Source organism: Catellatospora vulcania, from assembly GCF_009720385.1.
GTDB classification, from domain to species: domain Bacteria; phylum Actinomycetota; class Actinomycetes; order Mycobacteriales; family Micromonosporaceae; genus Catellatospora; species Catellatospora vulcania.
On sequence record NZ_ML769307.1, the window covers coordinates 199,648 to 220,345 of the forward strand.

Annotated in this window: 21 protein-coding genes and 2 pseudogenes; 7 read left to right on the forward strand and 16 right to left on the reverse strand. The window is 71.5% G+C overall.

The window, feature by feature from the left end:
- Positions 1–4: 4 nt before the first annotated feature.
- Positions 5–1,000: pseudogene (locus tag F6W97_RS15585) on the reverse strand (MFS transporter); the annotation flags it as partial.
- Positions 1,001–1,183: 183 nt separating this feature from the next.
- Here F6W97_RS15585 and F6W97_RS15590 point away from each other — a divergent pair.
- Entirely contained in the window at positions 1,184–2,800 is a 1,617-nt protein-coding gene (locus F6W97_RS15590; RefSeq protein WP_155371047.1) for a serine/threonine-protein kinase, read from the forward strand.
- A gap of 657 nt (positions 2,801–3,457) precedes the next feature.
- On the forward strand, positions 3,458–4,696 hold the full coding sequence (locus tag F6W97_RS15595) for a GGDEF domain-containing protein (protein WP_196279166.1): 1,239 nt from the start codon (positions 3,458–3,460) through the stop codon (positions 4,694–4,696).
- Between the two features lie 61 nt (positions 4,697–4,757).
- Here F6W97_RS15595 and F6W97_RS15600 read toward each other — a convergent pair whose 3' ends face one another.
- Together F6W97_RS15600 and F6W97_RS15605 are read right to left on the reverse strand one after the other, a co-directional pair.
- Positions 4,758–5,627, reverse strand: coding sequence for a hypothetical protein (locus tag F6W97_RS15600; RefSeq protein WP_155371049.1), 870 nt, complete (start codon positions 5,625–5,627; stop codon positions 4,758–4,760).
- A gap of 65 nt (positions 5,628–5,692) precedes the next feature.
- A complete protein-coding gene (locus F6W97_RS15605) occupies positions 5,693–6,445 on the reverse strand; it encodes a GntR family transcriptional regulator (RefSeq protein ID WP_155371050.1) in 753 nt (250 codons plus the stop codon).
- A 398-nt stretch (positions 6,446–6,843) separates the two neighbouring features.
- Between F6W97_RS15605 and F6W97_RS15610 the strand changes: the two genes are divergently transcribed.
- The gene (locus F6W97_RS15610; protein ID WP_155371051.1) at positions 6,844–7,059 is read left to right on the forward strand and encodes a hypothetical protein; all 216 of its coding nucleotides are present in this window, start codon (positions 6,844–6,846) and stop codon (positions 7,057–7,059) included.
- A 23-nt stretch (positions 7,060–7,082) separates the two neighbouring features.
- Here F6W97_RS15610 and F6W97_RS15615 read toward each other — a convergent pair whose 3' ends face one another.
- The 6 genes from F6W97_RS15615 to F6W97_RS15640 all read right to left on the reverse strand — a co-directional run bounded on the left by F6W97_RS15615 (position 7,083) and on the right by F6W97_RS15640 (position 11,149).
- Positions 7,083–7,505 (reverse strand): hypothetical protein, encoded by a 423-nt coding sequence (locus tag F6W97_RS15615; RefSeq protein WP_155371052.1) that lies wholly within the window; start codon positions 7,503–7,505, stop codon positions 7,083–7,085.
- 10 nt (positions 7,506–7,515) lie between these two features.
- A complete protein-coding gene (locus F6W97_RS15620) occupies positions 7,516–8,103 on the reverse strand; it encodes a hypothetical protein (RefSeq protein ID WP_155371053.1) in 588 nt (195 codons plus the stop codon).
- Complete coding sequence (locus tag F6W97_RS15625) at positions 8,103–8,447, reverse strand: PEP-utilizing enzyme (RefSeq protein WP_155371054.1); 345 nt, start codon at positions 8,445–8,447, stop codon at positions 8,103–8,105. Before F6W97_RS15625 ends, F6W97_RS15620 begins: the two co-directional genes overlap by 1 nt.
- Positions 8,444–8,830 carry a hypothetical protein gene (locus F6W97_RS15630; RefSeq protein ID WP_155371055.1) on the reverse strand — a complete coding sequence of 129 codons (387 nt, stop codon included), beginning with the start codon at positions 8,828–8,830 and terminating at the stop codon, positions 8,444–8,446. The genes F6W97_RS15625 and F6W97_RS15630 overlap by 4 nt, the downstream gene beginning before the upstream one ends.
- Before the next feature lie 49 nt (positions 8,831–8,879).
- Positions 8,880–10,403 (reverse strand): catalase, encoded by a 1,524-nt coding sequence (locus F6W97_RS15635; RefSeq protein WP_155371056.1) that lies wholly within the window; start codon positions 10,401–10,403, stop codon positions 8,880–8,882.
- Between the two features lie 149 nt (positions 10,404–10,552).
- On the reverse strand, positions 10,553–11,149 hold the full coding sequence (locus F6W97_RS15640; protein ID WP_155371057.1) for a LysE/ArgO family amino acid transporter: 597 nt from the start codon (positions 11,147–11,149) through the stop codon (positions 10,553–10,555).
- Positions 11,150–11,226: 77 nt separating this feature from the next.
- Between F6W97_RS15640 and F6W97_RS15645 the strand changes: the two genes are divergently transcribed.
- The gene (locus F6W97_RS15645; RefSeq protein WP_155371115.1) at positions 11,227–12,108 is read left to right on the forward strand and encodes a LysR family transcriptional regulator ArgP; all 882 of its coding nucleotides are present in this window, start codon (positions 11,227–11,229) and stop codon (positions 12,106–12,108) included.
- 34 nt (positions 12,109–12,142) lie between these two features.
- Positions 12,143–12,328 (forward strand): SIMPL domain-containing protein, encoded by a 186-nt coding sequence (locus tag F6W97_RS15650; RefSeq protein WP_155371058.1) that lies wholly within the window; start codon positions 12,143–12,145, stop codon positions 12,326–12,328.
- Between the two features lie 18 nt (positions 12,329–12,346).
- Here F6W97_RS15650 and F6W97_RS15655 read toward each other — a convergent pair whose 3' ends face one another.
- Both F6W97_RS15655 and F6W97_RS15660 read right to left on the reverse strand, forming a co-directional pair.
- Positions 12,347–12,637: a hypothetical protein gene (locus tag F6W97_RS15655; protein ID WP_155371059.1), complete on the reverse strand. Its 291-nt coding sequence runs from the start codon at positions 12,635–12,637 to the stop codon at positions 12,347–12,349.
- A 21-nt stretch (positions 12,638–12,658) separates the two neighbouring features.
- On the reverse strand, positions 12,659–13,693 hold the full coding sequence (locus tag F6W97_RS15660; protein ID WP_155371060.1) for an LLM class flavin-dependent oxidoreductase: 1,035 nt from the start codon (positions 13,691–13,693) through the stop codon (positions 12,659–12,661).
- 212 nt (positions 13,694–13,905) lie between these two features.
- Here F6W97_RS15660 and F6W97_RS15665 point away from each other — a divergent pair, with 212 nt between their 5' ends.
- A complete protein-coding gene (locus F6W97_RS15665; protein WP_155371061.1) occupies positions 13,906–14,454 on the forward strand; it encodes a dihydrofolate reductase family protein in 549 nt (182 codons plus the stop codon).
- Positions 14,455–14,548: 94 nt separating this feature from the next.
- On the opposite strand, the gene F6W97_RS15670 is transcribed toward F6W97_RS15665, so the two are convergent.
- Positions 14,549–15,619, reverse strand: a complete 1,071-nt coding sequence (locus F6W97_RS15670) for a glycoside hydrolase family 19 protein (protein WP_155371062.1) — start codon at positions 15,617–15,619, stop codon at positions 14,549–14,551.
- A 268-nt stretch (positions 15,620–15,887) separates the two neighbouring features.
- Between F6W97_RS15670 and F6W97_RS41535 the strand changes: the two are divergent.
- A pseudogene (locus tag F6W97_RS41535) lies at positions 15,888–16,244 on the forward strand (AfsR/SARP family transcriptional regulator); the annotation flags it as partial.
- A gap of 63 nt (positions 16,245–16,307) precedes the next feature.
- On the opposite strand, the gene F6W97_RS40120 reads toward F6W97_RS41535, so the two are convergent.
- The 4 genes from F6W97_RS40120 to F6W97_RS15690 all read right to left on the reverse strand — a co-directional run bounded on the left by F6W97_RS40120 (position 16,308) and on the right by F6W97_RS15690 (position 20,560).
- On the reverse strand, positions 16,308–16,655 hold the full coding sequence (locus F6W97_RS40120) for an SH3 domain-containing protein (RefSeq protein ID WP_196279177.1): 348 nt from the start codon (positions 16,653–16,655) through the stop codon (positions 16,308–16,310).
- 183 nt (positions 16,656–16,838) lie between these two features.
- Positions 16,839–18,071: an ROK family transcriptional regulator gene (locus tag F6W97_RS15680; RefSeq protein WP_155371064.1), complete on the reverse strand. Its 1,233-nt coding sequence runs from the start codon at positions 18,069–18,071 to the stop codon at positions 16,839–16,841.
- A 91-nt stretch (positions 18,072–18,162) separates the two neighbouring features.
- Positions 18,163–18,759: a TetR/AcrR family transcriptional regulator gene (locus tag F6W97_RS15685; RefSeq protein WP_155371065.1), complete on the reverse strand. Its 597-nt coding sequence runs from the start codon at positions 18,757–18,759 to the stop codon at positions 18,163–18,165.
- On the reverse strand, positions 18,746–20,560 hold the full coding sequence (locus F6W97_RS15690; RefSeq protein ID WP_155371066.1) for an acyl-CoA dehydrogenase: 1,815 nt from the start codon (positions 20,558–20,560) through the stop codon (positions 18,746–18,748). Before F6W97_RS15690 ends, F6W97_RS15685 begins: the two co-directional genes overlap by 14 nt.
- Positions 20,561–20,698: the final 138 nt, after the last annotated feature.

The following is a 20,698-nucleotide window of genomic DNA, read 5'->3' on the forward strand; positions in this document are numbered from 1 at the left end:
TGGCCTAACCGCGGTCGCGTGGCCGTTCGCGTAGCGCCAGTGCGCACAGCACGCCGACGGCGAGCACGGCCGGCATGATCCAGAGCGCGTGGCGGTAGTCGGTGAGGGTGGGCTGGTCGGGCAGCCAGCGGCTGGGCAGGGCTTGCAGCACGCCGCCGATGATGAAGCAGATCCCGTTGACGACGGCGGAGGCGGTGCCGATGAGGGCGGCGGGCACGGTCTTGCCGGCGATGGTGAAGCCGAGCATGTGGGTGCCGGCGAACAGGCCCACGGCGAGCATGACGACGATGCTGACGCCCGGGGTCTTGGCGGGGCCGTAGATGAACAGGGCGACGGCGACCGTCTGCAGGACGAGGCCGTAGACGGCGGGCCATTTGCGGCTGTGCCAGCGGTTGGACACGACGTTGACCAGCGTTGCTCCCGCTGCTAGGCCGAGCCAGGCCATGGCGGACAGGACGGCAGCGTAGCGGGCGCTGGCCCCGCGGGCCTCCTGCACGCGCGGGCCCCACAGCACGCCGACAGCGAGCATGGTGCCGAACGACGCGCCGGCCAGCAGGGCGGCCAGGACGACCTGGCGGTTGCGGAAGCAGCGGCCCAGGTCGGACAGGATCTCGCCGATGACGTTCCCTCGGTGGGCGGCGGCGGCTTCGGCCTGCTCCTGCGGGGTGCTGACAGGGTTGCGCACGATGAACGCGAACGCGACGGTGAGCAGTACGCCGAAGGCCCCGAAGCCGGCCAGCAGCCGCTTCCAGCTCATGATCGAAAGCATGGCGGAGATGGCGGGCTGGCCGACGGCGGAGCCCAGCGAGGCGAACATCTGCACCAGGCCGAACATGAGCCCGTACTTGGCGGCCTCGAACCATTTGCCGCCGACGTAGCCCGCGCCGACGAACCCGAACGAGGACCCGACGGCGAGCACGATCTGGGCCAGGGCGAGGGTGGCGAAGTTGGTGGTGGCGGAGTAGAGGAAGGCCCCGACGGTGACGAGGGCGACGGCGACGGCGACGGCGACGGCGACGGCGACGGCCCAGCATTGGCCGGGTGCCGAAGCTCGCCTGAGCGCAGGTCACGGCCGCTTTCGGCCACAGCTCGCCGTAGCGCCGACCTGCCCGTGCCGGTTGCGCCACACGCGCGACCTGCACGTACGGGGTTGTGACCGCACCCGGGTGGGTAGGCGTCGATTATGCGCACCCCCGCTGAAGGTTCCTGGCGTTCGGGCACCCTGATCGACGACCGCTACCTGCTGACGACGCCGGTCGGCAGCGGCGGCACGGCGACGGTCTGGCACGCCCGCGACGAACGGCTCGGCCGGATGGTCGCGGTGAAGCTGCTCAGCCCCGCCATGCTCACCGACGACCTGGCAGTGCAGCGCCTGGGGGTGGAGGCGCAGGCGCTGGCCCGGCTGCGGCACCGCCACATCGCCGAGGTGTACGACTACGGCGTGAACCGCCAGGACGGCCAGACCGTGGCGGCATACCTGGTCATGGAGCTGATCGACGGAGCGGCGGTGCGTCAGGCCGTGGCCGAGGGTGGTCGGCTCCCATGGCCGCAGGCCGTCCGGATCGCCGCTCAGACCGCCGACGGGCTCGCTGCCGCGCACGCGCGCGGCATCGTCCACCGCGACATCGCACCGGGCAACGTGCTGCTCACCGCCGACGGCGTGAAGATCATCGACTTCGGGTTGTGCGCCTCGGCCGGCAGCGAAGAGCTCGACGCCGACGGCAACCTGATCGGCACCCCGGCCTACCTCGCCCCCGAGCGCGTCGACAACCAGCCCGTGCAGCCGCCTGCCGACGTGTACGCCGTCGGCGTGCTGCTGTACCGCATGCTCAGCGGCGGGCTGCCCTGGCAGGCCGACACCCCGGTCGGCCTGCTCACCGCGCCGCACCTGCGCCCGCCTGAGCCGCTGCCCGACATCGCCGGCCTGCCCGCGACCGTCGCCGACATCGTCATCGCCTGCCTGGACCTGGATCCCGCCGTGCGGCCGACCGCCGCGCAACTGGCCGACGTACTGGCCGCCGCAGCCGCCGCAGCCGAGGGGGCCGACAGCCCGGCACTGTCTGCCCTGCCGTACCCGGACGCCGGCACCGTGACCCACATCCTGCCCTGGCGGCAACCGCCCGCACCGGCCCGCGCCCGCCGCCCTGCCCCTTCGGTCATCGCGGCAGCGGTGATCGTCGGCGGCGTCGCCGTCAGCGCAGGGTTGTGGGCCTTCGGCGGCGACCCGCAGTCGCCACCGGCTGCCGCCGGACCGGCCGGCAGCATGCAGCCGGCGTGCGCGGCGGTGTTCCAGTTGCAGTCCGACACCGGCGCCCGCTTCGCGGCCACCATCACCGTCACCAACTCCACCACGGACACCCGCAGCCCGGCCCAGGTCTCGTTCGACCTGCCCGGGGATCAGCGGATCGTCACCGGGGCGCACTGGCGGCAGACCGCGCGCACGGTGACCGACACCGGCACCCGGACTCTGGACCCCGGCGCCCGGCTGAGCCTGCCCGTCGCGGGGACCTACCGGGACACCAATCCGCTGCCCACCGCCTTCCGGCTCGACGGTCTGGCATGCGCGGCCACCCTGCTCGGGCCCTCCGGAGCCACCATCTCCCCGCCGCCGGGCACGCCCACGGCATCGGTCGCCGCGACAGGACCGGGCGACCTCACCCCCGGGCCGCAGCAGAGCCCGCCGACCGGTCCCGATCCCGACCCGCCCAGCCCGGACACCAGTCCGAGCAGCGAGCCGAGCCCGCCGCCTGCGGCCTCACCTTCGCCGGCAGCAGCCGACGAGCGACCCGAAGGCGAGTGACCTGGAGACAGGTCCCTCCCACGTCAGGCGGAACAGGTCCGGACCGGCCCGTGTCGCGGCCGGTCCGGATGTCGCCGCCCGTGGGTGCTCACAGTGCGGCCGGCGGTCGCTCACCCCCGTTAGCGACCGCCGGCCTTCACTGTCCGGGTGGACGCCGTCCCCCAACGGCATCTGTCCACCCATCCCCCTGTGCACTTCGCTCGGCGCCGTCAGCCGGAAAACGAGTTCTCCGGCCGGGCCGGCCCGCTGTGACCCCTGGGGCCTTCATCGAGCGTCGCGCCACTTGCCGAAACGCTACGTCGCCTGACCTGCGGCGTCCAGGGTTAGACCAGGATTTTTTCACTCCAAGTAGTCAGGCCTTCTACAAAGAGTGGCAAGAACGGGGCTGGAGTGACCACTGATGCCTGAGCGCAACACCGCCATCCGCCGGCGGGGCAAGCCGACCTCCCCTTGCGGTTAGAGTTGGCGGTGTGCGCCCATGGCGCGCGTCCGGCGCAGGCGCCCGCCGCGCCGGTATCCGGGAGAAAGGTCTGCCGGGTCGCTCGTCGACGCCCGGCGATGATGGGTTTCCGACGCCGTCCCAGCAACGTCCAGCCACCGCAACCGCAGCCGGAGGCCGATCGGGGCCGCCTTGCCCGGGTCGGCACCCGCCTCGCGGTGGCCTTCATCCTGGTCGCGGCACTGCTGCCGCTGATCGGGCTGCTGGCGGAGCGGCACCAGCGGACGGCCGTCGCCCGCGATGCCGACATCCAGGCCCGACGCCTGGCCGGGGTGATCGCACACGAGGTCGGCGCCGAGGTCGAGCAAGGCCGCGCCCTGGACCACGAGCAGCTGCAGCGCCGACTCGATGAGCTGCGCCGCCACATCGGCGGGGACGTGGAGATCCTCGACCTGCGCCGGGACATCGTGGCGAATACCATGCCCGCCGCGTTGGCGCGCCGGGTCGTGACCGATCCGGAAGGCCGGATCGCGGCGACGCTTCGCGACGGAGAGATCCGCACCGTCAATGTCAGCGCGGACGCGGCGGGCGAAGCCATGAGACTGGCCGTGGTGCCCATCCGTACCCCGGAGGGCATCGTCGGGGCACTCCTGCTGGATTACACCGACCTGCACGCGCAGCTGCTCAACTCCAGCGCCCCCATCCGGCGATCCACCCTGGGCGCCGCGATGGCCGGCATGGCGGTGTCACTGGCCCTGGCCTACCTGCTGTCACGCGGCCTCATCCGCGACATCCGGCACCTGACCTTCACCGCCGAACAGCTTGCCGGTGGCGACTACGCCGCTCGGGCCACGGTGACCTCCCGCGGCGAACTGCGGCAGCTGGCCACGGCGTTCAACCAGATGGCTGACCGCATCGCCGAGCGCAGGGCGGAGCTGACGGACCTGGCCGTCACGGATGCGCTGACCGAGCTGCCGAACCGGCGCCACATGCGGTCCAGTCTGACCCGCGAACTGCAACGCGCTCGCCGTGAGGGCCGCCCGCTGGGCCTGGTCATTCTGGATCTCGACCACTTCAAGGCCGTCAACGACGAGTACGGCCACCTCGCCGGCGACGCCGTGCTGCGCCGCGTCGGTGAGGTGCTGAAACGGGAGCTGAGATCGTCGGACGTGGCCGGGCGGCCGGGCGGTGAGGAGTTCGCCGTGCTGCTGCCCGACACGGGACGTGACGCGGCGATGGCCATCGCCGAGCGGCTGCGGGCGGCGCTGGCCAAGGAGACGGTCAGGCACCGGGACCGTACGGTCACGTTCACGGCGAGTTTCGGTGTCGTCAGCTTCCCCGACGACGGCCAGGACGCGGAGGCGCTGGTGCAGCGCGCCGACGACGCCCTCTACGCCGCCAAACGCGCCGGGCGCGACCAGGTGCAGGCCCCGCCGGTCGATCGGCCCGGACTCTGAGCCGGGCCACGGGCGGTCCGGGTGCGGCCGTCGCACACACCCGGACCGTTCCGGCATCGGCTCAGGCCGCGCGGGCCAGCAGCACCTGTGCGGTGGAGTCGGCGGGGGAGTTGTAGTGCTTGACGGTCAGCCAGAACTCGCGCTCGGTGCTGCCGTTGGTGTTGATGCGCTGGAGGTACCACTTGCGCTCGATGCTGAAGTAGCGGCCGTCCTGGTTCGGGTTGAGCGTGACCGTGTGGACGGCGGTGAGCGGGTTGGCGTTGTTCCAGCGCCAGGTCTTGGTGGTCATCGGCGTCATGGTGCCGGTGGACCAGGAGGAGCTGGACGCGACCGGGGCGACCCGCACGGTGACCGAGCAGGTGATGGCTCCGACGTTGGTGACGGTGATCCCGTGGCGGCGCTCGCCCGAGGAGACGACGACCTGCATGTGCTCTATCTCGTACTGGCACGGGTCGGCCGACGTGCCGCCGCTGGGGATGAGCGCGACCGTGATGGCGGTGCTCGCCGGCGCCGGGTCGTAGTAGTACCAGGTGCCGGCGGTTTTGCCGGGTGCCGCGGACAGGGCCGGCATGGCGCCGCTCGTGCTGTTCCAGGCCAGCGTCACGTCGGCGGTGCAGGTGATCGCGCCGACGTTCTTGACGGTGAACCAGAACTCGATCTCGCTGGCCGAGCCGTTGAGGCGCTGGGCGTACCAGTCGCGGACGACCTCGAATTCGCACGTCGAGGCGGCGGTCGCGCCCCGCGGCGACAGGCCGACCTCGTAGGCGTTGCCGGTGCCGGCGTTGTTCCAGCCCCAGGTCTGGGAGCTGCCCGCGGCCATGGAGCCGGTGTTGAACGTGTACTGGCCGGTCGCCGCGTGGGCCGGGCTGGGCAGCATGAGCACGGAGCCCAGCAGGCATAGCGCGGCCAGGCCGCGAAGGAATCGACGCATGGACCTGAGTTAAATAGTAAACATACCTAACTGGCAATGGGCCGAGTGGCCTGTCGCGCCCGGCGCTACTCCACCGGCCAGCGGTACACGAGCTGGTAGCGATCGGCGGCCAGCACGATGTCGGCCGTCTCCACGGCTGTGCCGGCCGCCAGATAGGTGCGCTCGACGACCATCATGAGCGCGCCGCCGGCGGGCAGGCGCAGCAGTGCGATCTCCTCCGGGTGTGCGGCGCGGGCGATGACCGCCTCGACGCACTCGTCGATGTGCACGCCGATGGCGTCCATGCGGGCCACGACCCCGACCGCGGAGCCGTCCTCGGGCAGTTCCACCGGCGTGCCGCGGGTGACCGACAGTGGCTCGTAGCTGGTCGCGAGCTGAACGGGCACCCCGTCGGCCAGGTAGCGGTAGCGGGTGCGCATCACGGCCGCGCCGGGCTCGACGCCCAGCCGTGCGGCGATCGTCTCGGGGCATGCGATTTCGCCGGAGTCGTGCTCCCAGGAGGCCTGCTGCCCGGAGGAGGCGACGTCGCGGGCGAACGGCGATGTCGATCCGGGCTGGGTCCGCTGCCCGCGGCCCTGGGAGTCGCGCACCACCCGGCGCACCTGCCGCACGTACACCCCGGAACCGTGGCGGCCCTCGACGAGTCCCTCGGCCTTGAGCACCGCGACGGCCCGCTTTGTGACCGTATTGGACACACCGAACTGTGCCATCAATCGGCTCTCGCTGGGCAGCTTCGCGCCGGGCGCGAGTTCACCGGAGACGATGCGGCCACGCAGGTCCGCGGCGATCTGCAGGTAGGCGGGGGGCTCGGCGGGCATGGGGGTGCCGTCCTTCCGATGAGTGCGCTACCAGTAGATCACTCATCAGGTTAGGGCACTAGGTTCTTGCGCCCGGAAAGTTGGTGCCCTAACTTGGAGTCGTGGTTGGACGGTCAATGTCGATCGACACGGGAAGGGGATCGCCGACCATGCGAGCCGGCTCGCGGGCGACAGTCCGCAAGTGCCGCGAAGCCCGGCGCCGCAGCGGTGGCGAACCCGTCATGCCAGGCCGCCTGGGGAGGGCGCTGTGCACGGACATGGGGAACGGAGAGCGACCGAGGCGCACGACGAGGTGACCCGCGTGATGCGGCGGGTCCGGGAACTGAACAGGAAGCACCGGTGGGTATGCCCGCCCGAGGTGCTGCGCGTCATCGCCGACCGGCTGCGCGGAGACGGCGATGAAAAGTAGGCCGACCAGCTGGGTCACCGCCGGTGGCGAGGAGGTGTTCGCCGGCGACCACGTCGCGCTGGCCCGCAACCGCGACGCCGTGGGCCGGATCGTCGGCGCGGCCGACGCCGACGAACTGCTGTGCGTCGAGCTGGTGGAAGGCCCCGAGCGGGGCAGGACCGTGCTGGTGGATCCCGCCGAAATGCTGATCAAGGTGTGGCGTTGAACCCGCGCTCGGCGTCGGCGGTGTCACCGCGACTGAACGGACACCCGATAGTTGATCTCGACCAGGTCGTGGGAGTAGACCGCCGTCCGGAAGGTGAGCCGCAGCCAGCGGTGCTCGCCTCCGCGCGGGTCGTCGGCCACCTCGACACGCTCGTCGCAGGCGCCGATGTGCACCGCCCCGGGGTTGCCGGTGCTGCGGAACCGCCGCACGCTCAGCTCCACCGACAGCGCCAGCGGCGGCTGGGGGTACGGCAGGCTGTCGGGCAGGAAGACCGTGATCTCCTGCAGGTCGTCCAGGCGCACCGCGCCCCGGAAGCCCGCCCGGCGCGCCAGGCAGAGGTATCCGCTGTAGACGGTCGAGCGCACCTGCTCGCCGGTGGCCGGATCGACACCGGCGTGGTAGGCGCGCGGGCCGGGCACGACGGCGCGCAGCTCCAGGAAGTCCACGCCCGGAACACTAGCGGGCGACGCCCAGCGACGCGACGAGGTCCTCGTGCAGCTCGAACCAGACGCGGTGGCAGGAGTCGACCTCCACGCCGGTGATCCACGCCGGATCGTCGGCGGCGCGGTCGAGTGCCGCCGCGAAGCGCCGATGGTAGCCGCCGAACCGGGACAGGTGAGCGGTCAGCCGGTGTTCGAGCGGGCGTAGTCGTTGCGCGAGCTGCCTGAGGATGTCTCCGGTCGCCGCAGGGGCGCCGGAGTCGAGCGTCCGGAGCTGCCAGGACGTGAACGACTGGGTCGCCTGGGCGTTGAGCGGCAGGAAGTCGTCGTGGACGGCGGTGACGGCGTCGCGGGCGGCGACGCCGTCGAGCTCGTCGCGCAGTTGGGATTCGTTGTGGCGGCGGCCGGCTTCGGTCAGCGACCAGCCGGTCAGCCCGGCGAAGGCGACCCGGGTGACCCGGCCGTACGCCTCGGCGTCGAGCAGGTCCTCGTGGGTCTGCTCGGGGTCGAGGCCGAAGCGGGCGGCGACGGCGCCGGTCCCGGCGAATCCCGTCAACCGGACGGCGTGTAGCACCAGGAGCTCGGCGGGGGACCGGTGGGCCATCAGCGGCCCGCGTCCGCCGCCGCGGTGACGGTGCCGAGGGCGCCGTCGACGGTGACCGGTGCCCCGTCGTCCAGCCGCGACATCGCGTCGGCCGCGCCGACGACGGCGGGGATCCGGTACTCCCGGGCGACGATCGCCGCGTGGCAGAGCAGCCCGCCGGTCTCGGTGACCACCGCGGCGGCGAGCCGGAACAAGGGTGTCCAGGCAGGATCGGTGGTCCGGCACACGAGCACGTCGCCGGGCCGCATGCGGCCGAAGTCGTCGACGGAGCGCACCACCCTCGCGGGGCCGTATGCCCGGCCGGGGCTGCTCGGCACCCCGGTGACGACGGTGGGCCCGGTCATGCGTCCTCGCCGAGTCGTGCCGTCACCCGGTCGTGGCGCTGCTGTGCCGCCTGGGCGCTGCGCAGGCCCAGCGCGTCGGCGATCTGCGCCCAGGTCAGGCCCTCGGCGCGGGCGGCGAACAGCACGCCCGCTTCGAGCTGGTCCAGCTCGCTGCGCGCCGCGGACAGCAGCGTGACGGTGGCGAGCAGATCGTCGGTCAGCTCCGGCGAGCGCCGTTCGGTGTTGGCCCGCCACAGGGCCTGCCGGACCAGGGTGACCGCGTCGTGCGGCTGGCCGGCGGCCAGCCACGGCAGCCGAGGCAGCTCACCGCCGCGTGCGGTGAGCCGGGCACGTGCCCGGCTCTCGGCCTCGGCTGCCGCGTGGTCGTCCGACGATCCGGTCATGCTGGGAGCATGGCTTTTCAACAAACTGTTTGTCAACAGACTGTTGAAGTCACGCCTTCTGCTGCATGCTCGTCCGGGCGGGATTGGCCTGCTGGGCGGCCTTGGGATCCTTCTCGCCCTGCTTGGCCCGCACACCGGCCTCGATCCGGTCGCCCAGTGACTTGTCGACGTTGTGCCAGTACTGGAACGCCCGCTCCAGCACCGGCTCGCTCACCCCGTTGAGCAGGTGGCCGACGATGTTGTCGACCAGGCGCTGCCGCGCGTCGTCGTCCAGCACCTCACGGACCATCGTGCCGGCCTGTCCCCAGTCGTCGTCGTCGGGACGCAGCGTGTACGCCGCGCGGACCATCTCGCCGTCGGAGTACCACAGGCCGCCGTCGTCGGTCAGCTCCGGACGGGCCTGCGGGCCGCCGTAGGAGTTCGGCGCGTACACCGGGTCGCTGACATTGACGACGCGCATCGCGCCGTCCTTGGAGTAGCTGTGCACCGGCGCCTTGGGCGCGTTGACCGGGATCTGCCTGTAGTTCACCCCGAGCCTGGCCCGGTGCGCGTCGGAGTAGCTGAACCCGCGGGCCAGCAGCATCTTGTCCGGCGACAGCCCGGTCCCGGCGACCAGGTTGTTCGGCTCGAACGCGGCCTGCTCGATCTCGGTGTGGTAGTCGGTGACGTTGCGGTTCAGGGTCATCCGGCCCACCTCGTGCAGCGGGTAGTCGCCGTGCGGCCACACCTTGGTCAGGTCGAACGGGTTGAACCGGTAGGTCTTGGCGTCCTCGAACGGCATGATCTGCACGTGCAGGGTCCAGCTCGGGAACTGCCCGGCCGCGATGTGCTCGTAGAGGTCGCGCTGGTGGTAGTCGGTGTCCGCGGACGCCATCTGGTCGCCCTCGTCCTGGGTGAAGAACTCGATGCCCTGGTCGGTCTTGAAGTGGTACTTGACCCAGCACCGCTCACCCTGCGCGTTGATCCACATGTAGGTGTGGCTGCCGTACCCGTTCATGTGCCGCCAGCTGCGCGGGATGCCCCGGTCGCCCATCAGCCAGGTGACCTGGTGGGCCGACTCCGGCGACAGCGTCCAGAAGTCCCACTGCATGTCGTGGTCGCGCAGGTTGTTGTCCGCCCGGCGCTTCTGCGAGCGGATGAAGTGCTGGAACTTGAGCGGGTCCCGGATGAAGAACACGGGCGTGTTGTTGCCGACGATGTCCAGGTTGCCTTCACCGGTGTAGAACTTGACCGCGAACCCGCGCGGATCACGCCACGTGTCGGGGCTGCCGCGCTCACCGGCCACGGTGGAGAACCGGATCAGCACATCGGTCTTCGCGCCCGGCTGGAACACCGCCGCCCGGGTATGGGCGCTGTGGTCCGCGGTCACCTCGAACGTGCCGAACGCACCGCCGCCCTTGGCGTGCGGCTGGCGCTCCGGGATGCGCTCGCGGTTGAAGTTGGCCATCTGCTCCAGCAGGTAGTGGTCCTGCAGGAGCAGGGGACCGTCCGGGCCGACGGTCAGCGAGTGCTCGTCGCTGGCAACGGGGATACCGGCATCCGTCGTCGTGGGACGGCGGTCCTGTGCAGTCATCGAGAGTTTTCCTTTCCTCGCGGACGCTCGCGTCACCACCTGGGCGCGCAGCTGCTCCGGGGATCTTCCCGACCCTCGTTTACCCATTTTGCCCTAGATGATGCGTCTCCGAAGTCGCACGACGGAGATCGCCGGGCCGGTGCGGCGGATCACCCGATGAGCAGGCCGGCCGCGATCAGCGCCATCGTCACCGCGATCACACCGTCGAGCACCCGCCAGGTCACCGGGCGGGCCAGCACCGGCGCCAGCCGTCGCGCGCCCGCGCCGAGCGCGGTGAACCAGACCACGCTGGCCAGCGCCGCGCCCGCCGCGAACAGCCACCGGCTGGGGTCGCGCACCGCCAGCCCGCCGAGCAGCAGCACCGTGTCGAGGTACACGTGCGGGTTGAGGAACGTGAACGCCAGGCAGGTCAGCAGCGTGGCCCGCAGCGGCGTGGCCACCCCGTCACGCGCGTCGAGGCGACCCGGTCGCAGCGCGCGCCGCGCCGCCAGCACGGCGTATCCGAGCAGGAACGCCGCCCCGCCCCACCGGATCGCCGCCAGCAGGCCGGGCCGGTCGGCCACGAGCGAGCCGAGCCCGCCGACCCCCGCCGCGATCAGCAGCGCATCTGCGGTCGCGCACGTCACCACGACCGGCAGCACGTGCTCGCGGCGCAGCCCCTGGCGCAGCACGAACGCGTTCTGGCTGCCGATGGCGACGATCAGGGCCAGCGACGAGGTGAAACCGGCGAGAACCGAAGTGATCATGTCTGCGACGCTACGGGCGGCGGTGCCGCCACTCCAGCTAATGTTTCTTACCGACCATTAGCATCGCTTACGTGAGCCTGGACTCGGCACAGCTGGAGACGTTCGCCGCCGTCGTCCGCGAGGGCAGCTTCGACGCCGCCGCTCGCGTGCTCAACCTGACCCCGTCCGCGGTCAGCCAGCGCATCAAAGCCCTCGAACAGGCCGCCGGGCAGGTCCTGGTCCGCCGGGCCAAACCGTGCCAGGCCACCGAGGCGGGCGAACCGCTGCTGCGCCTGGCCGCGCAGATCGCACTGCTCGAACGCGAAGCCCTCGACGCCGCCCGCGGCTCCCGCGCCGGAACCTGGACCAGGGCCGCGGTAGTCGTCAACGCCGACTCCCTGGCCACCTGGTTCCTGCCCGCGCTGGCCGCCGTGCCGGCGCGGCTGCGGCTGCTGTTCGACGTGTACACCGACGACCAGGACCACACCGCCGAACTGCTGCGCAGCGGCACCGTGATGGCCGCGGTCACCGCACAGAACGTGCCCGTGCAGGGCTGCCGCGTACAGCGGCTGGGCGCGATGGGCTACCGGGCCGTCGCCGCACCCGCCATGTACGACACCTGGTTCGCCGGCGGCGTCACCCCGCAGGCGCTCGCGGACACGCCGATGCTGGTCCTGAACCGTAAGGACCGGCTGCAGCACCGCTTCCTGCGTACCCTGACCCGCCGGGACCTGCACCCGCCGACGCACTACGTGCCGTCGGTGACCGCGTTCGACGAGGCCATCCGCCTCGGGCTCGGCTGGGGCATGGTGCCTGACCTGGTCGCCGACGCCGACCTGGCCGCGGGTCGCTACCGGGAGCTCGCGCCGGGCACCGGGCTGAGCGTCCCGCTGTACTGGCAGCACTGGCGGCTGGAGGCGCAGGCCCTGACCGCGCTCACCGAAGCGGTGCGGACGGCCGCGGCCGGCGCCCTGCGCTGACCGGGTAGGCGGATGAGGCAAGACGACCTATGCGGTGACATCGGCGAACCTCGACTCGGTGCAGGCGCTGCTCATCGACCTGGTCGGCGCCGGGGCGTCGGAGAACGACGCGGTGGAGTTCGACGTGACCGGCAAGAAGGAACTGCGCGACGAGGCCAGGGAGCGGGCCGTCGAAGCGGAACAGGTTGAGCCGGCCTGGCCTGCCCGACTCCTGCGATGACTGCCAGACGGTGTCAGATCAGCTGTCTCCGGCGCAGGCGGCGTCGAAACGGTCGGCCAGCGCGAGGAACTGTTCACCCCAGCCGCTGGACAGTGCGACCTCCTGGATCGGGCCGGTAGCGGCGAACAGCACCCCCAGTGCGAACGGCGCCCGGCCCTCGGCCCGCACCCGCGCCGTCAGCTCGTCGATCTCGGCCAGCGCCGCGTCGGCATCGAGGAACGACGACCAGGAGTAGTCGCTGTCGGGCCGCGCGAGCAGCTCCCGGACCTCACCCAGCACCGTCACGAGCGCACCCACGTCGACATCCACCCACCGAGTGTGTCCGGCCCGTCAAGCAGCGAGCAGCTCGCGGACGCGGGGGACGACCTGCCCGCCGTACAGGCCGATCGAGGTCATCAGGTGGTCGTGGGGCAGCGTGCCGGCGCTGTACTTCAGTTCGAAGCGGTGCACACCCAGCGTGCGTACCGTGGCGGCGATCTTCTGCGCGACGGTCTCGGGTGAGCCGACGTAGAGCGAGCCCTCGTCGGCCTCGGCCTCGAACCGCTCCCGATTGGTGGGCGGCCAGCCGCGCTCGCGGCCGATCCGGTCGATCATCTTGCGGTAGTGCGGCCACAGCTGCTCGCGGGCGACCGCGTCGGTCTCGGCCAGGTGGCCGGGGGAGTGCACGCCGACGGGCAGCCGCGCCACCTCCATCTGCGCGAGCGCGCGGTGGTACAGGTCGACATAGGGCGCGAAGCGCTCCGGCCGGCCGCCGATGATCGCGAGCATGAGCGGCATCTGGTACGCGGCGGCGCGCACCACCGACTCCGGGCTGCCCCCGACACCGATCCAGGTGCGGATGCGCCCCGACTCGGTCTTCGGATACACGTGCTGGTCGGTCAGCCCGGCCCGCAGGTTGCCCTGCCAGGTCACCGGCCCCTCGCCGAGCAGGTGCGCCAGCAGGTCCAGCTTCTCCTCGAACAGCTCGTTGTACTGCGCCAGGTCGAAGCCGAACAGCGGGAACGACTCGGTGAACGAGCCCCGCCCCAGAATGATCTCGGCCCGCCCGCGGGAGACCGCGTCGAGGGTGGCGAACCGCTCGAACACCCGCACCGGGTCGTCGGAGCTGAGCACGGTCACCGCGGTGCCGAGCCGGATCCGCTCGGTGCGCGACGCGATCGCCGCCAGCACGATCTCCGGCGCGGTGACGGCGAAGTCCTCGCGGTGGTGCTCGCCGATGCCGAACGCGTCCACGCCGAGGCTGTCGGCCAGCACGGCCTGCTCGACCACGTTGCGGATGACCTGCGCGTACGGCACGGTGCCGCCGGTGTCGTCGACGGTGACGTCGCCGAACGTGTCGAGCGCGAACTCCAGCGGTGCGGACATCCCGGCCTCTCCCACTCCACAGGCACCGTCAAGCGTAGTCAGCCATGGTCATCCATGACGGGTCCGGGGTGCCTTGCCACCGGACCCGGCGGCCGAACGGGGGACAGCGTAAGCATGATCGCGTACCCATGATGGCGCGATGACACGAAGGTCACCTTCCGGCGCGACGATGCGCTGGTTGCCGTCCAGCACCGCATGGTGCCTACTCGTCGCTGGCGGGTGTTCACCGCCGCCGGGATCGGCGCCAACATCGGCGCCGGTCTGACTGGCACCTGGTCGACGACGAGGTGCACCACCACTTCAACGCGCTGCTCGCCCCGATGGGCGCGTTCCTGGACGGGCGCGTCACCTACGAGATGATGGCCGACTACTGGCCGACCGCCGACGAGGATCCGGCGAACGCCGGGCCGATGGCGGAGTTCGCCCGCATCTGGCGGGACATGCCGAAGTACGTCTTCTCCCGCACGCTCGACCGTGCGGACTGGAACACCACGGTGCTGCGTGAGGTGGTGCCCGACGACATCCGCAACCTCGTCGAACTGCACGGCGGCGACGTCGCCGTCGGCGGGGCGGAGCTGGCGGCGTCGTTTCTCGAACACGACCTGATCGACGAGATCCGCCTGTACGTGCACCCGGTGGTCCTGGGCCGCGGCCGTCCGCTGTTCCGGCCGTCCGACCGCCGCCACGACCTGCGCCTGGCCCGCACCCGCACGTTCGGCAACGGCGTCGCGCTGCTCCACTACGTGCGCCCGACCCGGTGACGGCGGCGGGCGGCGCCTCGGTCCGCGAGGCGCCGCCCGCCGGCGGTGGTGCGGCGTCGTGCCGGGCATGCCGCCGCCGCGCCACCGGGTCCGGTCAGCAGTACAGGTTGGCGCCGGGCGTGGTGCCCAGGATCGCGACGAACTGCTGGTAGGAGTTGACCCGGCTCTGGACCTGCGCCGGGTTGCCGCCGTTGCACTCGATGGATCCGTTGATGCTGCGGATCGTCTGCCCGAAGCCCGCCCCGTTGACCATGGCGTTGTGCGCGGTCATCGTGCCCGGGCCGTTCTGGGTCATCCAGTACCACAGGCCCGTGCGCCAGGCGACCGACGCGTCGTTCTGCACCAGCCATGGGTTGGTCAGCAGCGGCAGCCCGAGGGCGTCGCCGGCGGCCTTGTAGTTGAAGTTCCAGCTCAGCTGGATCGGACCGCGGCCGTAGTAGGCGGCCTGCCCGGCCGGGCACCCGTAGGGCTGGCCCGCGTCGCAGTAGTGCGGGTAGTTGGCGGTGTTCTGCTCCACGATGTGCACCAGGCCGCCGGTCTCGTGGTTGACGTTGGCCAGGAACGCCGCGGCCTCCTGGCGGCGGACGGTGTCGCTGCCGGTGGTGGCGAACGACGGGTAGGCGGACAGCGCCGCGATCAGGCCCTGGTACGTGTAGAACGAGTTGCGGCCCGGGAACATCTGGTTGAAGGCCGCCTCGGAGACGACGAAGCCGCCCGGGTTGGTCGGCGGGGTCGAGGGGGGCGTGCCGCTGCAGGTGTACGGGTCCCAGTACCAGGTGCTGATCGTCGGGTCGTAGCCCGGGTTGTCGTGCTCGGCGATGTAGTACAGGCCGTTGGTGTAGCGCACGATGGTCCCGGTGGTGTACCAGGTGCCCGCGGCCCAGTTGGGGTGGTTGCAGGTGCCGCCGGGCGGGGGCGTGGTGCCGCCGCAGGTGCCCTGGTCGGTCCAGACCTCGTTGGTGCCGGGCGCCTGGTTCTGGGTCCACCAGCGGGCCAGCCAGTTGTGGCCGTTGTAGGAGGCGGTCATGCCTCCGGTGTAGACGGATGACGACTGCCACGCGGCGACGCAGTTCGCGGCGTTCGCGGAGGCCGAGGGCAGGATGACGGCGAGCGCGGCGACGATCGCCAGCACTGCGGTCAACGCCAGGGAACGTTGTCGGGTCATGGGGACTCCTCTCCGCGGCGCGACGCCCGCGGATCGTCGATGACGGATGAGAGAGCGCTCACTCACGGAGAAGACTATCAATAAATAAAGCTTCCTAACAGTAGGTGTCCTGATTCGGCCCGGTACCATGGGTTTCCGAGGCGTGAGTCGTGAAAGGACGGATGTGGCGCAGCTGCACATCGCCGCACTGGGACCGCTCGGGGTGGCCCTGGCGGGGCGGCCGGTGCGGCTGGGCCCACGGCTGGTGAGGCTGCTGTCCGCGCTCGTCATGCAGGCTGGGCAGCACGTCCCGGCAGGTCGGCTCATCGAGATGCTGTGGGGCGTCGACGCGCCCGACAGCGCCGCCACGACCCTGCGCAGCCACGTGGCGCACCTCCGGCGAGCCCTGTCGGCCGGGACCTCCCATTCCGGCCAGGCCATCGTGACCGTCGGCAGCGCCACCGGCGTCGGCTACCGCCTCGACCTCGACACCGGCCAGCTCGACGTGACGACGTTCGAACAGCTGTCTGCCGAGGGGGCCGGACTGCTGGCCGACAGCCTCGGCCATGCCGAGCAGGCTGCCCGGACCCTGGCCGCCGGCCTTGCGCTGTGGCGCGGACCCGCCTACGCCGACGTGGCCGAGCACGCCTTCGCGCTGCCGCACATCAGCCGCCTCAACGCGCTGCGCTGGTCTGCCCGGCGGCAGGACTCAGCCGTTGCTGCAGTGGATCTGCGATCCGCCGTCGCTGAGGTACCCGTCCCACACCCAGCCGTACTTGGTGGTGGCGGTGCGCAGGTAGGTCCAGGTCTCCCAGTTCGCGTCGTAGACGAAACAGTGGTAGTCCACGGAGTTGTTGATCGTCGCCGTGTCGGTGACGTCGCACTGCCAATCGGGACCATTGCGCAGGCTCACGCTCCGGGTGAACTTCTTGCCGTACGCCGACTGGTCGACGTCCGGGCCGCTGACGCCGCACGGCAGCGCGGCTGCCGGCGAAGACTGGCCGACCACGGCCAGCGTGGCCGCAGCGGTCGTCAGCACCATGCCTCGTGCGATCATTCCTCGCTTCATGTTCGTTCCCTTCCGCAGACTTCCGGCACGTTCGAGGGCGTGGCGCCACGGTCGTGGCTGCGGATCGGCTCGGGGATCGCCGCCGTCCGGCCCCTGGTGCGCAACACTTCCAGCGGAGCGTGGAAACCCCGTGGAAGATCGCCGGCGCCGGGAACGGCGCGGGATGCGGCGTCAGGCCGCCGTGCCCGGCAGGGCGGTCGCCCCGAGCGGGTTGGCCAGCAGGTCGGCGAAGGCCAGCTCGGCCGCGCCGAGCAGGGTCGTGTCGTCGTCGAAGGCCGACACGGACAGCCGCACCCGCTCCCGTGACACGGGCAGCACGTGGTCGGCGATGCGCTTGCGGATCTGCGGCTCCGCGCCCGCGTACACGTCGCGCATCATGCCGCCGAACACCAGCATGCCGGGGTTGAACAGGTTGATCAGGTTCGCGACGCCGATGCCGAGCCAGTCGCCGATCCGCGCGAGGGCCCGCTGCGCGGCGGGGTCGCCGCGCCCGGCGTCGGCGACGACGGCACGCACCGCGTCGCGCCCGAACAACCCGTCCGGGCGGCCCGCCTCGGCCAGCAGCGCCCGCTCGCCTACCTCCGCCTCCAGGCAGCCACGGGCCCCGCACGAGCAGGGCCGCCCACCATGCGGGTTGACCAGCATGTGCCCGACCTCGCAGCCGTAGCCTGCCTCCCCGTCGAGCACCTCGCCGCCGACGATGATGCCGCCGCCCACCCCGACATCGCCGTGCAGGTAGATGAGGTTCTGCACGCCGACGCCCGCGCCGCGGCCGTGTTCGGCCAGCGCGCCCAGGTGGGCCTCGTTGCCGACGGGCACCGGCAGCCCCAGACCGAGCTGCTCGCCGAGTTCGGCCCCGAACGCCTGGTCCACCCAGCCCAGGTACGGGCCGTAGCGGACCATGCCGTCGCCAGGGCGGATCATGCCGCAGTAGGACGCGCCGGCGCCCGCGCAGACCGCACCCGGCGGCGCGTTGCGGTGCAGGTCCCGGCCGAACCCAGCCAGCACGGCGACGACGGCGTCCAGGTCGGGGCCCGAACGTGAGCGCTTCGCAACCCGGCGTTCGAGGATCTCGCCGCCCAGCGCCACGCGGGCGGCGACCAGCCGGTCCACGGCGACGTCGAACGCGAGCACGTACACCCGGTCCGCGGCCGGGGTGACCACCAGCGAGGGCCGCCCGGACCGGCCCGCGGCGGCGGGCTGCCGCTCGCGTACCAGGCCGGCGGCACTGAGCCGGGTGGTCAGCGCCATGATCGTGCTGCGGTTGAGGTTCATCCGCTCGGCCAGCTCGGCGCGCGACAGCGGGCCGGACAGGTGGACGTGCCGCAGCAGCGCGCCGAGGTTCTGCCGCGGGCCTTCGTCCGGTGCGTACTCGGCCCCGGGCGCGGACGAGCTGGTCAGCATGGGCAGAGACCTTGTGGGCTGGGTACGGTTGAGACTTCAACCATACGTGAAACGGTAGGCCCCGCCGCGCTGCGGCCCGGGGCGGGTCCGATCAGGACGCCTTCAAGCCGGCCAGCACGAAGTCGGCGAGTTCGCGGGCGATCGTCTCGGCGGGCTTGGGGCCGTCCGGGCGGAACCAGGTGTGCAGGGAGTTGGTCACCCCGAAGATCGACCAGGAGACCACCTCCGGCGAGGCGACCGGGCTGAACACCCCGTCGCGCTGCGCCTGCCGGATCAGCGCCCGCACCGCCTCCTGGTAGCGCCGCCAGTCGGCCTGCAGCCGCTGGGTGCGCCCGCTGTCCATGGTGGCCAGCTCCCGCGACACGGCCGCCGACTCCTGCCGCATCGCGGCCGTGCCGACCACGATGTCGTCGATGATCGCCCGCAGCGTCCACTCCGGATCGCGGCCCTGGGCCAGGATCGCGTCCAGGGCCGTGAGCCGCTCGCTGAAGATCGCCCGGTACATCTCGACGAGCAGGTCCTCCTTGGCCCCGAAGTAGTGGTACAGGCCGCCCTTGGTGACCCCGGCGCGGTCGACGACCTGCTGCACCGACGTGGCGTCATAGCCCTGCTCGGCGAACAGCCCGGTCGCCGCGGCCAGGATGCGCTCGCGCACCCCGGCCCCGCCGTCGGCTTTAGAACGCCCCATCCGGGATCTCCATCAGCGCGTTGTCGGTGGTCTCCAGCACCCGGCGGCGCGCGGTCAGCTCCGGCAGCACGGTACGCGCGAAGAACCGCGCCACCGCCAGCTTGCCCTGGTAGAAGCCCACGTCGTCGCCGGACGCGCCGTCCAGGGCGGCCAGCGCGACCGCGGCCTGGCGGATCAGCAGCCAGCCGATCAGCAGGTCGCCGACGCTCATCAGCAGCCGGGTGGTGTTCTGGCCGACCTTGTACACCTCGGTGACGTCGTCACCGGCGGCCTTCTGCCAGCCGAACATGGTCGCCACCATGCCGCGCACGTCGGCGATCGCCTCGCGCAGCGACTCGCACTCCAGCTTCAGCCCGTCGGTGGACTCGTTGGCGTCGCAGAACTCCTCCATCTCGCCGACGAGCAGGTCCAGCGCCACCGACCGGTCCCGGACGATCTTGCGGAAGAAGAAGTCCTGGCCCTGGATCGCGGTGGTGCCCTCGTACAGGGTGTCGATCTTCGTGTCCCGGATGTACTGCTCCATCGGGTAGTCCTGCAGGTAACCCGACCCGCCCAGGGTCTGCAGCGACAGGGCCAGCATCTCGTAGGAGCGCTCCGAGCCGACGCCCTTCACGATCGGCAGCAGCAGGTCGTTGACGTTCGCGCCCTGCGGGTGGTCGCGGTCCAGCCAGCCGGCCGTGTACAGGTAGGTGGCGCGCAGGCCCTCGGCGTACGCCTTCTGCAGCATCAGGATGCGCCGCACGTCGGGGTGCCGGTCGATGGTGACCCGCGGCGCGGTCTTGTCCGCCGCCCGGGTCAGGTCCGGGCCCTGCACGCGCTGGCGGGCGTAGTCGAGGGCGTTGAGGTAGCCGGTCGACAGCGTCGCGATCGCCTTCACGCCGACCTGCATCCGCGCCGACTCGATCACCTTGAACATCTGCGCGATGCCGTCGTGCACCTCGCCGACCAGCCAGCCCTTCGCCGGGACACCGTGCTGGCCGAACGTCAGCTCGCAGGTGCTGGACACCTTCAGGCCCATCTTCTTCTCGACGTTGGTGGCGTACACGCCGTTGCGCTCGCCGAGCTGCCCGGACTCGTGGTCGAAGTGGAACTTCGGCACCAGGAACATCGACAGGCCCTTGGTGCCCGGCCCGCCCGCGCCGGGCGTGTCCACCGGCCGGGCCAGCACGAAGTGCATGATGTTCTCGCTCAGGTCGTGCTCGCCCGAGGTGATGAAACGCTTGACGCCCTCCAGATGCCACGAGCCGTCGGCCTGCGGCACCGCCCGGGTGCGGCCCGCGCCGACGTCGGAGCCCGCGTCGGGCTCGGTGAGCACCATGGTCGCGCCCCACTGGCGGTCGATCATGATCTCGGCGATGCGCTGCTGCGGCTCGGTGCCCATGCGGTGCAGCAGGCCGCCGAAGCCGGGGCCGCCACCGTACATGTACACCGGCGCCTGCGCGCCCTGGACCAGCTCGATCAGCGCCCACCACAGCGCCCGCGGGGCGACCACGCCGCCGGCCTCGGCGGGCATGTCCAGCCGCCACCACTCGGCGTCCATCCACGCCTGGTACGACCGTCGGAAGCTCTCGGGCATGGTCACCGAGTGGGTCTGCGGGTCGTAGACGGGCGGGTGACGGTCCACGTCGGCGTACGACGCCGCGATCGGCCCGACCGACAGCCGCTCCACCTCTGCGAGCATGTGCTCGACGGTGTCGGTGTCCAGCTCGGCGAAGCGTCCCGTGCCCAGCTTGTCGCCGAGGCCGAACACCTCGAACAGATTGAACCGCAGGTCACGCAGGTTGCTCCGGTAGTGGCTCATGCCCAGCCTTCCCCCATGGCGCTCCAGCCGAGCGCCGACGTGTCGAGGTGCCCATGACAGCGCGGCGGCGGCCCCGCTGTCAATACCGACCGGTTGGTATGTTGCTTGGCGCCGGGGCCTACCGACCGGTCGGTCTGC